We start from the raw sequence: 13,238 nt of genomic DNA, 5'->3' as shown, positions 1-13,238 counted from the left end.
ACGCGCCGGCATTCGACGCTCGGCTATCTCAGTCCCGTACAGTTCGAGAAAGCTCAAGAAGCTTAGGTCGGTGTCAACGGAACCGGCAGCAGCCCAGCCTTGGCACCTTCAGGGGAGGTTTGAAACCATACAGCGCGATTCATAGATCAGATTCCTTCTATGTCAATGAGGGGCGGAGGCCGACCGCGACCTCCTGCTCACAAGACGTTTGACATGAGGGCTCTGTGACACCTGTTGAAGAAAATCGCGGCGAACAACCGCGCGCTGCGAGCGTTGTTTTGCTCCTCGGACGGGTTCGATCAGTGAGGATTCGGCGCTGTCAGCATGTCGCTGTAGCGTTTGAGGCTGGCTAACTTCTCAGGATTGCGCTGTATCCGCACATGCGTGATGCGACCACCTTCGAACTCAAAGGCCTGGACGGACTCTAGTTCGTCTTGCAGATAGCGCAAGAGAGCCCATTCACCGTTCAAGAAGGCCAGTTCCAGTCGCATGTTTCTGCCATGCCGTAGGTAGTGCGCGTAATACAGTTGGGCAATACGCTGGGCGCCGCTCAAGGGGTGGCGCAAGCTTGGCCCCTTATTGCCAAAGTCGCCCACAAGGGCTGCCTCTTCGGCCAACAGGGCGCGAATCCCGCTGAAATCACCGTCCATGATGGCCTGTATCAGACGATGCAGAAGTGCGTACTGCTCCTTGGGCGGCGTTCGCGACCGCTGCTGCTCTGAGCCGCGCGCTGCCGCCAGCCGTTGCTTTGCACGATGCACGATCTGACGGGATGCCGCCTCACTCTTGTCGATGGCTGCGGCTACATGCTCGTAGTCGACGTCAAAGACCTCCCGAAGCAAGAACGCAGCGCGTGCCTCTGGCGTCAGGCAATCGAGCAGCACCAGGAAGGCGACGGAAACGTCATCGGCGATTTCGTGGATTTGCTCCGGGGAGGCTGGACCGTCGCTGATCAGTGGCTCAGGAAGCCAGAGGCCCGGATAGGCTTCCCGTCGTAGCTTGGCAGCACGCAAGCGGTCAATTGCCATGCGGGTGGTAACCGTGACAAGCCAAGCCTCTGGAACGAGCACCACTTCACGCTGATCTTCGGCTTCATCATGCCAACGCAGCCATACATCCTGCACCAAGTCTTCAGCCTCTTCGAAGGACCCAAGCATTCGATAGCCGAGGGCCATGAGCTTGGGGCGCGAGCGCGAAAAGGCTTGTTCAGACGATGGAGACAAGGTCACCTCTAAGATATCCCAGCTACCGCCAAGCCGTCACCTCAACGCAGCGACGGACGGAGTGGACGAAACTCAACTGAGCACGAATGAATCGGCTCAATCCTAACGGTAATGGAGTCTTACAAACGTTGCGCGACGGCATGCGCCCCTGCTGGGCGGGTAGCCGTTGTAAGGACTGCTGTTGGGCGCTGAACCAGCGCTTCTTCCAGAGTCTGCTTTGGGCGCAGATCTGCCGCCCGGGAACGGCATCACGTCCCGTCCTTCAAGACTCTCGTTCACCGAAGCTACAGCGCTCGCGTTGACCACGAACTAAAGATCAGTGACGCACCCAACGAAACACCAGTGACGTGCGTAGCGATTATCCCTATGTGAATTAGCGATCTAGCGAGGATGCAACCCGAGAGATCAAAGGTGTTCCGCTCCTGTGCGCCTTGAAATCTCAAGGATGGACTGCTTCTCGCGCAGGATCCATCGTTTGATGATACTGAGTTTCACCACGTCTACTCTGCCTGAAATCTGCGGCTTTCAGCAACAGCATTTCAGGACAAGTATTTGAATGAATTTCAAATGAAATGACCCTATGACCTTGGGGAGTACCTGGCGGGATTTATTACTCATGCAATATCCAGGGGAAGCATTAGCCACTTAATCGACAAACTGTTGTGCTAGGCGTAAGGCAACCTTGCTTCGAATTGGACTGGGCTGCCACCCATCAAGGTAGGCTTGTACCATGCTTCGGCCTTGGCTGATAAGATCAAAGCTTTGTTTTGAATCGATCCAATGCTTTATGGATCCATTAATAATAATTGTCAGGCCTAGCATGGCGGTTTCAAGATCGATTTCTTCTCGCACCATCCCCAATGAAATTGCGCGAAGCCACTCCCTTCTCATGCAACTTGTGTAGCTATTTATCGTCCTCGGGCTGCATGCCACTAATTTTGATGATGTACGGACTATTTGCTGGATTTTGGAATCACCGCTCGCTTGCAGCAAGAGACTCTCTGAGATCACTCGTAAATTAGTTAATGGGTTGGAGCAGATATCAAATTCCGCGTCGAAGCTTGTAATGGACCAGCCACCTTCCAGCCTCAAACGAATGAACTTTATGAGATTCCCTCTGCTTGAGAAATGCCAGTAGATAGCTCCTCGAGTAACCTGCGCCTCATTTGCGATTCTTTGAAGGGAGCATCCTGCCCCTTCTTCTAAATAAACTCTCTCCGCGGCTTCCAGTATGGAGTTGCGAGTAAGCTGCGCTTCATCACGGGTTTTTCGGGCCATTGCGGTTCCTTACCTTTCTAGTGCCTTGGGTCATACAGCTTTTCTGAGGCAAGCCAGTGCCTAGCAGTTTTATGAGTGCCGACATTTCGAAGGGATTAACTAGTGGGCAAGAAATAAAATCCAAGAAATATCATCAGGAATTCCTGTTGGAGTCCATTCGTTTAGTTGACGGCGCATCAGCCTGACGGCTGATGCGATTTCATTTCTTCAAGGATTCCACCCACCCCCTAGTGCTTTGTAGAGCGTCACGCCATTGGTCAGGCCGGCCAGACGGGTTGTGATCTGCCCCTGGCGCGCGCTGTACCAAGTCCGCTGGGCGTCCAGGACATCCAGATAGCTGTCCACTCCGCGCACGAAGCGGGCATCGGACAAATGCAAGGCCTCGCCGCTGGCTTCCGTCAGCGAGTTCTGGGCATCCAACTGCTGAACCAGTGTCTTGCGCAAAACCAGCGCGTCTGCCACCTCCTTGAACGCCGTCTGAATGGCCTTCTCGTACTGCGCGATCGCAATGTCCCGCGACGCGATGGAGCTGTCGAGATTGGCCCGGTTGCTGCCGGCGTGGAAGATCGGAAGGCTGAGTTGCGGAATGAAACTCCAGGTGCCCGATCCACCCTTGAAAAGGCCTGATAGCTCAGCACTGCTCGTGCCCGCCGAGGCCGTCAAGCTGATGCGTGGATAGAAGGCTGCGCGCGCCGCCCCGATGCTCGCCGTGGCCGCCTTCAACTCGTGCTCCGCTTGCAACAGGTCTGGTCGACGAAGGAGCAGCTCCGATGACAAACCAGCGGATAGCTCGGGAAGCGCATCCGGCAACTCTCCCAGTCGGCGAGGCACGAACTCATCTGGGACTGGCGCACCGAGGAGCAGCGACAAGGCGTTGCGGTCTTGCGCCACTTGGCCGGTGTACCGGGCGACGTCCACGCGCGCACTGTCCACACTCGTCTGCAACTGCCGCAGTGTCAGGGCCGATGCGGTGCCCAACTCGAAGCGACGTTTCGTGAGGTCGTAGGACTCGCTTTGCGCACGCAGCGTCTCCTGCGCCAACGCCAGTCTGTCGATATCGGCAGACCACGTCAGATAGGTGGTGGCCACCTCTGCGATCAGGCTGATCTGGGTGCTGCGTTGCGCCTGCTCCGTTGAAAGGTACTGCTCCAAGGCTTGCGTGCTGAGGTTCTTCACGCGTCCGAAGAAGTCCAGCTCATAGGCACTGACACCCAGACCTGCGCTGTACTGATGGCTGGTCATGGCCGCACCGGTGCTTGACAAGTCGGCTGGTGTGCGCGCGCCGGAGCCACTACCTGTGGCGTTGACCGCTGGAAGGCGCGCCGCATCCTGAATGCGGTATTGGGCCCTGGCCTTCTCAATGTTGAGGGCGGCCACGCGCAGGTCGCGGTTGTTGGCCAGCGACAGCTCAATCAGACCGCGCAGACGCGCGTCTTCAAAGAAGTCTTGCCAGGCCACAGCAGGCGCTGGGCTGGCTGTTGTCGCGGCGTCGCTTGTCGAATACTGCTGTGGCACGGGCGCCGCAGGCCGCTGGTACTCGGGAGCCAAGTTGACACAGCCGGTCAGCAGCATGACAGCCGTCAGCGTGGCCAGATGGAAAAACGTCGAGAGATTTCGCATATCAGTGGCCTCCGTTCGTTGCAGGCACAGCAGATACCGTGGAAGCACGCGGCTTCCAGCGGTCAGACAACTTCTGAACGAAGACAAAGAAGAGTGGGACAAAGAAGATGGCGAGCACCGTGCCGGAGACCATGCCCCCGACCACGGCCGTTCCAAGAGCGTTCTGCGCGCCGGCACCGGCACCCGAGCTCAGCATCAGTGGCAGGACGCCCAGGATGAAAGCCAGCGATGTCATCAAGATGGGCCGCAGCCGCATCCGCGCCGCAGCAATGGCGGAGTCCCAGAGGCTCATGCCCTGTGCGTGCAGGTCCTTCGCGAACTCCACAATCAAGATGGCATTCTTGGAAGCTAGGCCCACGGTCGTGAGCAAGCCCACCTGGAAGTACACGTCGTTCATCTTCCAAGTCAGCAGTGCGGCTACCAAGGTACCCAGCACGCCCAGCGGCACAGCCAGAATCACAGCAAAAGGAACGGACCAGCTCTCATAGAGTGCAGCCAGACACAGGAACACTACCAGGATGGAGATGGCGTACAGCAGGCCCGCTTGACCACCGGATTCGCGCTCTTGTCGAGACACACCCGTCCATTCATAGCCGATACCTGCGGGAAGTGCAGCGGCGTGCCGCTCGACCAGTTCCATGGCTTGGCCGCTGGACAGCGCTCCAGGCATGGCCATACCGAGAATCTCCACCGAAGGAACACCGTTGTAGCGCTCGAGGCGCGGAGAACCCGACGTCCAGGTCGCTGTGGCAAACGCGTTGAACGGGACCATTGCACCGCTGGAGTTGCGGACGTACCAGTGGTCAATGTCACCAGGCAGCATGCGGAACGGCGCATCGGACTGGAGGAACACCTTCTTCACCCGGCCGTTGTCGATGAAGTCGTTCACATAGCTGCTACCCCATGCGGCCGAGAAGGTCTCGTTCACATCGCTCATCGACAGGCCCAAAGCACCAACCTTGTGCTCATCAATGTCCAGGCGAAGCTGTGGCGCATCCTCCATACCATTCGGGCGCACGGCCACTAGGCCCGGCTCTTTACGCAAAGCATCCAGCAACTGGTTGCGGGCCTGCATGAGAGCTTCGTGGCCAAGATTGGCTCGGTCTTGCAGCATCAGGTCAAAGCCGCTGGCGTTACCCAGTTCAGACACGGCAGGGGGGGCAAAAGCGAACACCGACGCGTTCTTGATGCTTGACAGCGTTCCCATGGCTTTGTTCGCGACGGCTGCTGCCTTGAGCTCCGGTTTGGTGCGCTGATCCCAAGGCTTGAGCTTCACGAAAGCAAAGGCCGTGTTCTGTCCGCTACCGGCAAAGCTGAAGCCTGCCACGGCCATGACTGCATCAACAGCCTCCTTCTGTTCTTCCAGGAAGTGATGTTCAACCTGCTTCAGCACATCCAGCGTCCGCTCTTGCGTAGCGCCTGGTGGCAGCTGAACAATGGTGAACAGCGTGCCCTGGTCTTCCTCGGGAAGGAAGCCCGCCGGAATCTTCATGAACACGAATGCGATGGCGGCCACCAGCACGGCGTAGCCAATCAGGTAGCGACCACCACGGCGAAGCATGTGGTGAACGATGCCCTGGTAGCCACGATTGCTGCGGTCAAACGCTCGGTTGAAGGCGCCGAAAAATCCCTTGTTGGTCAGCACATGGCCCTTGGCCACGGGCTTGAGCAAGGTGGCGCAGAGTGCAGGCGTCAGAATCATCGCCACCAGCACCGACAGGGTCATAGCCGAGACGATGGTGATGGTGAACTGGCGGTAGATGACGCCCGTGGAGCCGCCAAAGAAGGCCATAGGCACGAAAACCGCAGCCAGCACCAGAGCCACCCCAACCAACGCGCCGCTGATCTGACCCATCGACTTTCTCGTCGCCTCAAGAGGAGACAGACCTTCCTCGCTCATCACGCGCTCAACGTTCTCGACCACCACAATGGCGTCGTCTACCAATAGGCCGATGGCAAGCACCATCGCCAGCATGGTCAGGGTGTTGAGCGAGTATCCGAACGCTGCCAGCACGCCAAAGGTGCCAAGCAGAACCACAGGGACCGCAATGGTCGGAATCAGCGTGGCGCGGAAGTTCTGCAAAAACAGGTACATCACGAGGAAGACGAGCACCACCGCCTCGATGAGGGTCGTGACCACTTCCTGGATCGAGATGCGCACGAAGGGGGTGGTGTCATAAGGCTTGACGACCTTCATCCCCTGCGGGAAGAACTTGCTCAGCTCATCCAGGCGGGCGTCGATGCCCTTGACGGTGTCGAGTGCATTGGCACCCGATGCCAATTTGATGGCCAGGCCGGCAGACGGTTTGCCGTTGTAGCGAGCGACCGTCGCGTAGCTCTCGCTCCCTCGCTCGATGCGAGCCACATCGCGCAGGCGGACAGACGAGCCATCAGCTTGCGTGCGCAGCAGAATTTCTTCGAACTCGCTGGCCGTCTTCAGGCGCGTCTGGGCCGTGATGGTGGCATTGAGGTCATGGTGCTTTACGGCTGGCAGGCCACCAAGTTGGCCCGCCGACACCTGGGCGTTCTGCGCCTGGATGGCAGTCTTCACATCCAGCGGTGTGAGCTTGAAGCTGCTCAACTTGCTGGGGTCCAGCCAGATGCGCATGGCGTACTGGGAACCGAACAGCGTGGTATCGCCAACACCTTCAACGCGGCTGATCGCATCCTGCACATTGGCAGCCACGTAGTCCGACAGGTCGGAATCGCTCATCTTGCCGCCTTCGGACACGAAGGCCAGCACGTTGAGGAAGTTGTTGGCCGACTTCGTGACCTGGATACCCTGCTGCTGCACTTCCTGCGGCAGCAGTGGCGTGGCCAACGAGAGCTTGTTCTGCACCTGCACCTGCGCGGTGTCGGGATTGGTGCCCGTCTCGAACGTCAGCGTAATGGTGACGCTGCCGGAAGATTCACTGGTCGAAGAGATATAGGACAGCCGGTCCAGACCCTTCATCTTCTGTTCGATGATTTGGGTAACGGTGTCCTCCAAGGTCTTGGAGGACGCCCCAGGGTAAGTCGCTGAGATGGCGATGGCTGGTGGGGCAATGGTTGGATACTGGGCGATGGGCAGAGTCAAAACTGCCATCACCCCAGCTAGCATCGTGATGATGGCCAGCACCCACGCGAAGATGGGTCGGTCGATAAAGAAGCGCGCCATGGTGTTTTCTTCGCGTCAGATCACAGCAGCGGTTTGGCTGGAGTGGGGGATTCGGTAGCGAAGGCTTCAACGGCCTTTCCCGTTTGTGCCTTCTGCTGACCTTCAACGATGACGCGGTCGCCTGCTTTCAGTCCATCTTTGACGAGCCATTGATTGAGGATGGCGCGGTCCGTGGCGATAGGGCGCTGCTCCATCTCGTTGTTGGCGTTGACCACATAGGCATACGGCTTGCCCGTCCCGTCCCTGCCAACGGCCTGCTGCGGAACTAGAAGTGCTTTCTCGATTACGCCTTCCTCGATGATGGCGCGTGCGTACATTCCGGGGAGAAGCTCCCCTTGGGGGTTGGGGAACTCGATGCGAATGGTGACGGCACCGGTTCCCTGGTCGACCGTGATGTCCGAGAACTGGAGCTTTCCAGTATGGGCATAGCTACTGCCATCCTCCAATATGAGGCGCACCTTGGCGGAGCCGTTTTTCATCGCACCGGTCCCGAGCGAGCGACGCAGGCCAATCAATGCAGCGCTCGTTTGCGTGACGTCCACATAGATGGGGTCCAACTGCTGCACCGTCGTCAAGGCATTGCTCTGGTTAGCGGTGACTAGCGCACCCGGCGTAACTGTGGAGCGGCCAATTCGTCCGCTGATGGGCGACGCAATGCGCGTGTAGTCCAGGTTGATGCGCTGGTTGTTAACAGTGGCGCGCGCTGACTCTACTTCTGCGTCGGCCTGGAGCAAGGCTGCCTGCGCGTCATCGGCATCCTGTTGGCTCACCGCCTTGATTTTCACCAACTCACCATAGCGCTCAGCCTTCAGTTTGGCGACGGCCAAGTTGGCCTGGGCCTTGGTTAGGGCTGCCAGGGCGTTGTCTACGTTGGCCTTATAGGTTGCGGCATCAATCACGTAGAGCAGTTCACCCGCCTTTACATCACTCCCTTCCTTGAACCGGCGTTGCTGTACCAGCCCAGTTATCTGGGGGCGTACTTCGGCTATCAGAGCAGGTGCGACGCGGCCTGGCAGTTCGGTGGTCAATGCGAGCTGCTGCTCTTCCAAAGTGACCGTGTTGACCTTCGGTGTTCCACCTAGTCCCATATCTGGTGGGCGGGGTGCTTCGCCACACGCGGTGATGGCCAGCGCTGAAGCAACCGCCGTTGCGGTAACAGAGAGGGTAGGCAGCGCATGAACACACGCCCTAAGCGATCGAGACAGCAACGTCATTTCTAGCTCTATAAATGTACCAGACGGTACGGTATTTGAATTATCCGATTGACGTCCGTCGGATGTCAAGGAAAAATAGACCGACCAGTACGTTTAAGGAGTTTTTTGTGAAAGTGCGCACCGAAGCTCGGAGGGAGGCAATCCTGGAGGTGGCCTCGCAGGTGTTCTTGGAGCTTGGTTTCGAGAGAGCCTCGATGTCGGAGATCGTCAAGCGTATTGGCGGATCGAAATCGACGATCTATGGCTACTTCCCATCCAAAGAGGCCCTATTTCTTGCCGTCAGTCATGCGGCCGGCGAGCGTCACATGGCGTCGTCGATCTCCGAGTTGGAAAGTTACGCGGGGCAGGGCCTTAGAGAGACATTGACGGGTTTTGCCCAACAACTGCTGGTTTTTCTGGGCAGCCGCGAAGCCATTGCAGCTCATCGCATGGTGCTAGGAGCTACTGCGGACTCGGACATTGGTCAAATGTTCTATGAGTCAGGACCAAAAAGGGGGCAGCAAGCAGTTGCGGAGCTACTTCAGCAGGCGATGGACCATCGTGAGGTGCGTGTGATGGACCCGTGGCTCGCGGCGCAGTACTTCGGTGCTATCGTGAATGCAGAGTTCCAGCATCGCTGGTTCCTACCCGATGCGCCTGCCATCTCGCAGCTGCAGGCACGCGAAGCTGCAGGTCGGGCGATCGATGTTTTTGCTCGAGCCTTTTTCCTTGATAAGAGCTGATTATCAAACTTGCCATAGTTCGGCAAACCACTGACTGGTATACATCACATGCGAGGACTGACCATGAATAGGTTCAAGAACTTTTCTGCAAACGTAGCCATCACTGCATCGCTGCTCTGTTCAACTGCCCCGCTGGTGCATGCTGAAATGAAGTTTGTGTCAGCTAATGAGCAGCCAAAGCTGCTGCAGAGCAGTGATGCCCAACTCGAAAAGAATAAAAGACTGGTGTTTGACTTCTGGCGTGAAGTGTTTGAAGGAGGCCATATGGATTTGGCAGAGAGGTATCTCTCTGACGGGTACATTCAACACAACCCTAATGTACCGAGCGGACGGAAGGGTTTTGTTGAGGCCTTCTCCAAGGTAAAAAAACCCCAACCTATTGCCTCATATATTCAGTCCCCGTTAGTTGCGATTACGGCTGAGCGAGATCTTGTCGTTCTAAGTTTTGGAAAAGAGTATCCAGATCCCAAAGATCCCACGAAGACCTACCGTACAACTTGGTTCGACATGTTCCGTATCGAGGATGGAAAAATAGCGGAGCACTGGGACCCAGCCTTGCGCCGTTAAAAACTTCTGCGATGCAGTTTTGCGAAGTCGTCTAATCTAAATGCAGCGGGTCACCGCATTCTTATAAATCCGAATAATGACAAACAGTCTGAAAGAGCTACTAGCCGAGAAGGAAAAACTAGATGCAGAGATTACAAGCGCTCGTAAAAAAATCTCATCTGAAGCGCTAGGGAAGGTCTGCACGAATCGCTTTGAGCTGTGTTTCATCCAGCCCAAGACTGCCGCAGGCGGTGTCATCGATCAATGACGCCTGCACAGACCTGCATTCATGCGGTTTCTGGGCGCTTGGGCGCCCCTCTTTCAGGCCCTACGCCCGCTGCACGCGCACCTGTCCCATCGCCAGCAGTTGGTGCCTGACCATCCACAGGTTGCCCAGCGCGAACAGCGTGACGATCTGCTGTGTGTTCTTCTTCAGGCCCCGGTAGCGCACCTTCACGTATCCGAACTGTTGCTTGAGTACCCTGAAGGGGTGCTCGACCTTGGCGCGGATGCTGGCCTTGATCTGCTCGACCTTCTCCAGCAGCGCCTGCACCGGGCGTTCCTTGTCCAGTTGCCTGCGCTTGGAGTGCTTCATGGCGACGTGCCAGCGCACCGTTGGCCTGGCATCCGGGCGCTTGTGAACTCCTTGATAACCCGCATCGCCAAAGGCATCCGTCTCTTGCCCGTGCAGCAAGCTGTTGGCTTCCAGCACATCCGAGACGTTGCCTGCCGTGCCCCGCACCGTGTGCACCAGCCCCGAGTCAGCATCCACCCCGATGTGGGCCTTCATGCCGAAGTACCACTCGTTGCCCTTCTTGCTTTGGTGCATCTCGGGGTCTCTTGCCTTGTCTTCGTTCTTGGTTGACGTAGGCGCTGCAATCAGCGTGGCATCCACCACCGTGCCAGCCTTCAGCTGCAACCCTTTGGCTTGCAGCAGCGCGTTGACCGTGGCCAGGATCTGATCGGCCAGCTTGTGGCAGGTCGAAATACTGCGCCACGAAGTCAGGCAACTGCGCCTTGAGCAGGACCTCTTGAACAAGGCCAATGAACTGCTAAAAAAAGGCCTGGGCGTCGATCTGCAACTCCTGTCCAACCGGGAGAAGACACTGCTGATTGACGCCCTCAGGGAGCACTATGGTCTGCCAGAGCTCCTTGCACAGTTGGGTCTTGCGCGCAGCTCGTACTTCTACCATCGGGCCCGCGCGGCAATCGGAGACAAGTACGTGAAGGTGCGCCAATCCATCACCGAGATCTTCGAGTCCAATCACCGCTGCTACGGCTACCGCAGGCTGCAAGCCTCACTGGCCAGAGAGCAAGGCCCGATCTCCGAGAAGGTAGTGCAGCGGCTGATGAAGCAAGAGAGCTTGGTCATTGCAAAGCCCAAGCGGCGGCGGTATGCCTCTTACCTTGGCGAGATCAGCCCGGCACCAGAGAACATCATCAACCGTGACTTCCAGGCTGCGGCGCCAAACGAGAAGTGGCTCACAGACATCACGCAATTCCAGATCCCCGCAGGCAAGGTCTACCTGTCACCGATCATCGATTGCTTCGACGGGATGGTGGTCAGCTGGACCATTGGCACGAGCCCGGATGCTGAGCTGGTCAACACGATGCTAGATGCTGCTATCGAGACGGTGGCAGAGACCAACGATCGACCTGTGGTCCACTCAGACCGCGGAGGGCACTACCGTTGGCCCGGTTGGCTATCGAGAATGAGCGGCGCGAACCTTACCCGTTCGATGTCCCGCAAAGCCTGCTCGCCTGACAACGCGGCGTGCGAGGGCTTCTTCGGTAGGCTGAAGAATGAGCTGTTCTATCCTCGGGACTGGAAGAGCGTCACGATCGAACACTTCATTGGGGTGGTCGACGACTACATCCGTTGGTACAACGGGAAGCGGATCAAGATCTCCCTGGGGGCCCTCAGCCCGATCGAATACCGGGTGAGTCTTGGACTTGCGGCATAAAACCAGTCCAAGTTTTTATCCGCACCCCCCTCTACATCGAGCAGCTCTGGCGCGAAAACCCCACCTCGAGCTAGAATTGAATCAATCGTCGGCCGTGTGTCGACCAGAACGCCTGCAAATGGCGATCATTCAAGGACAGGGGAACCCTGTTTTATCCATAGTCGCAGCTTTCTACGGCCCGACTTTATATTTGATTGGCTAGTAGCTCATAACTGCCAGCCGTCTCAAACGGGGAAATTTCCCCTCATAAATTAGCCGACGAGTTAGGCTCGACGCGCTACTTAAAATTGTTTGTTGCTGGAAACGCGGCAATCATCATTTAGAAGAACATTTTGGCGAAACGTCGCCACTAATGGCTCTTTTTTTCAAACGGTTCGTCTACCGCTTAATTTCATCGACAGCATTTAGCTGTTCCGATGCTTTCCTGCTGGCTGAGCACTTCGCGTGGCCAGTCAAATTGCCTATCCAAACGATAGCGCTACCACACTTATTTTAATTGGCTCGCTTTCGTCGCGAGCTGCCGTTTGTCGTGCGGCATTTAATTCTACGACCACAATTTGTTTAATATTTTGGGAATATTTGTGATGAATGAAAATGCATTGCTCTTCGAGGCAAGAAAGAATGGCGAATTAGTTGTAACTTTGGAGCAAAATGTAATTAATCAAATAACTGCGATTATTGATGAGGAAGGTGTTGAAGTCGGAGGTGATTTGGCGGATTTGCGATTCGGTGAGATGAATTCGCTGGCTGCGGCTCTGAGAAATATATTGGCTAGCGAACGCTTGTGCGAGCCTGAACTGTTGTTGATTGAATCGGCTGTGCGTAGTAGACCCGGTGGGGCGATTTTGCAGTTGCGGTTATTCTGTTATGCAGAAGAAGGGGCTTTTGATAGGTTGAAAGCGAGTCGCCTCATCAGGGTGACGTTGCAAAAAATGTTGGGTTATTCGATGCAGAATGATCCCAATTATTTTGATGAAAATCAACTAACAGACTGCGAAAGGGCGGGTGTGCAAACTGTTGCACAAGATGCTTTGCGAACCTTGGCCAACAGAAAAATCAAAGCCCCAATCCGCGTTGATTTTTTGGGTTCAAATATTGAGTTGGAGGGAAAATTTGCACCGCGGGCCAGCTTGTCGTCTTATGAGCCAAAACAAATTTCTCTTTTTGGCCGAATGCTTGGGTTTGATGTGGGCAAGAGGATTTTGTTAATGCAGGTTGAAAGAAAGGTGCTGGATGTACATTATTTAGAAGACGAGTTACCGCTTGTTCAGGTGGCAGAACTTGCGCAAGTCGGCTCAGAAACACATGTTCGAGCGAGGCAGACGTTGGACCATTTGGGTCGTGAAGTACTTTGCTTTTCTTGCTTTTCAGAGCCTCGATCAATAGATTAGCAATTCGATGCCTACGCGGTCGGCTTGCCTTGGCTGGCTGACCATGATAATGCCAAAGAAATCAGGAAAATCAATATGAATTCATGACTTGAACGAATAGATCCTATGCCTCTCAGTCCAATT

General features: G+C 56.2%; 9 protein-coding genes and 2 pseudogenes. 5 read left to right on the top strand and 6 right to left on the bottom strand.

From position 1 onward, the window contains the following. Positions 1 to 299 precede the first annotated feature (299 nt). The 5 genes from DBR23_RS22260 to DBR23_RS22240 all read right to left on the bottom strand — a co-directional run bounded on the left by DBR23_RS22260 (position 300) and on the right by DBR23_RS22240 (position 8,492). Complete coding sequence (locus DBR23_RS22260) at positions 300 to 1,223, bottom strand: sigma-70 family RNA polymerase sigma factor (RefSeq protein WP_255581834.1); 924 nt, start codon at positions 1,221 to 1,223, stop codon at positions 300 to 302. 645 nt (positions 1,224 to 1,868) lie between these two features. Then, positions 1,869 to 2,501 carry a TetR family transcriptional regulator gene (locus DBR23_RS22255; protein WP_108499609.1) on the bottom strand — a complete coding sequence of 211 codons (633 nt, stop codon included), beginning with the start codon at positions 2,499 to 2,501 and terminating at the stop codon, positions 1,869 to 1,871. Positions 2,502 to 2,708: 207 nt separating this feature from the next. Then, positions 2,709 to 4,121: an AdeC/AdeK/OprM family multidrug efflux complex outer membrane factor gene (gene adeC / locus DBR23_RS22250; protein WP_108499608.1), complete on the bottom strand. Its 1,413-nt coding sequence runs from the start codon at positions 4,119 to 4,121 to the stop codon at positions 2,709 to 2,711. Position 4,122: 1 nt separating this feature from the next. Then, on the bottom strand, positions 4,123 to 7,278 hold the full coding sequence (locus DBR23_RS22245) for an efflux RND transporter permease subunit (RefSeq protein ID WP_108499607.1): 3,156 nt from the start codon (positions 7,276 to 7,278) through the stop codon (positions 4,123 to 4,125). Positions 7,279 to 7,298: 20 nt separating this feature from the next. Then, positions 7,299 to 8,492, bottom strand: coding sequence for an efflux RND transporter periplasmic adaptor subunit (locus DBR23_RS22240; protein ID WP_108499606.1), 1,194 nt, complete (start codon positions 8,490 to 8,492; stop codon positions 7,299 to 7,301). A gap of 107 nt (positions 8,493 to 8,599) precedes the next feature. Between DBR23_RS22240 and DBR23_RS22235 the strand changes: the two genes are divergently transcribed. The 3 genes from DBR23_RS22235 (at position 8,600) to DBR23_RS29750 (ending at position 10,028) form a co-directional block, all read left to right on the top strand. Continuing rightward, a complete protein-coding gene (locus DBR23_RS22235) occupies positions 8,600 to 9,214 on the top strand; it encodes a TetR/AcrR family transcriptional regulator (protein WP_158276484.1) in 615 nt (204 codons plus the stop codon). 63 nt (positions 9,215 to 9,277) lie between these two features. Continuing rightward, a complete protein-coding gene (locus tag DBR23_RS22230) occupies positions 9,278 to 9,781 on the top strand; it encodes a nuclear transport factor 2 family protein (protein WP_233250668.1) in 504 nt (167 codons plus the stop codon). Positions 9,782 to 9,857: 76 nt separating this feature from the next. Further along, positions 9,858 to 10,028, top strand: a complete 171-nt coding sequence (locus tag DBR23_RS29750; RefSeq protein WP_158276483.1) for a hypothetical protein — start codon at positions 9,858 to 9,860, stop codon at positions 10,026 to 10,028. 60 nt (positions 10,029 to 10,088) lie between these two features. On the opposite strand, the pseudogene DBR23_RS22225 reads toward DBR23_RS29750, so the two are convergent. After that, positions 10,089 to 10,739, bottom strand: a pseudogene (locus tag DBR23_RS22225) (IS5 family transposase); the annotation flags it as partial. Between DBR23_RS22225 and DBR23_RS22220 the strand changes: the two are divergent. Together DBR23_RS22220 and DBR23_RS29425 are read left to right on the top strand one after the other, a co-directional pair. Further along, positions 10,738 to 11,724: pseudogene (locus tag DBR23_RS22220) on the top strand (IS3 family transposase); the annotation flags it as partial. The pseudogenes DBR23_RS22225 and DBR23_RS22220 overlap by 2 nt on opposite strands. Before the next feature lie 557 nt (positions 11,725 to 12,281). Beyond that, positions 12,282 to 13,115 (top strand): hypothetical protein, encoded by an 834-nt coding sequence (locus DBR23_RS29425; protein WP_158276482.1) that lies wholly within the window; start codon positions 12,282 to 12,284, stop codon positions 13,113 to 13,115. Positions 13,116 to 13,238: the final 123 nt, after the last annotated feature.

Source organism: Acidovorax sp. HMWF018, assembly GCF_003061035.1.
GTDB classification, from domain to species: Bacteria; Pseudomonadota; Gammaproteobacteria; order Burkholderiales; family Burkholderiaceae_C; genus Acidovorax; species Acidovorax delafieldii.
This window is presented reverse-complemented; position numbering and strand designations above follow the sequence as displayed.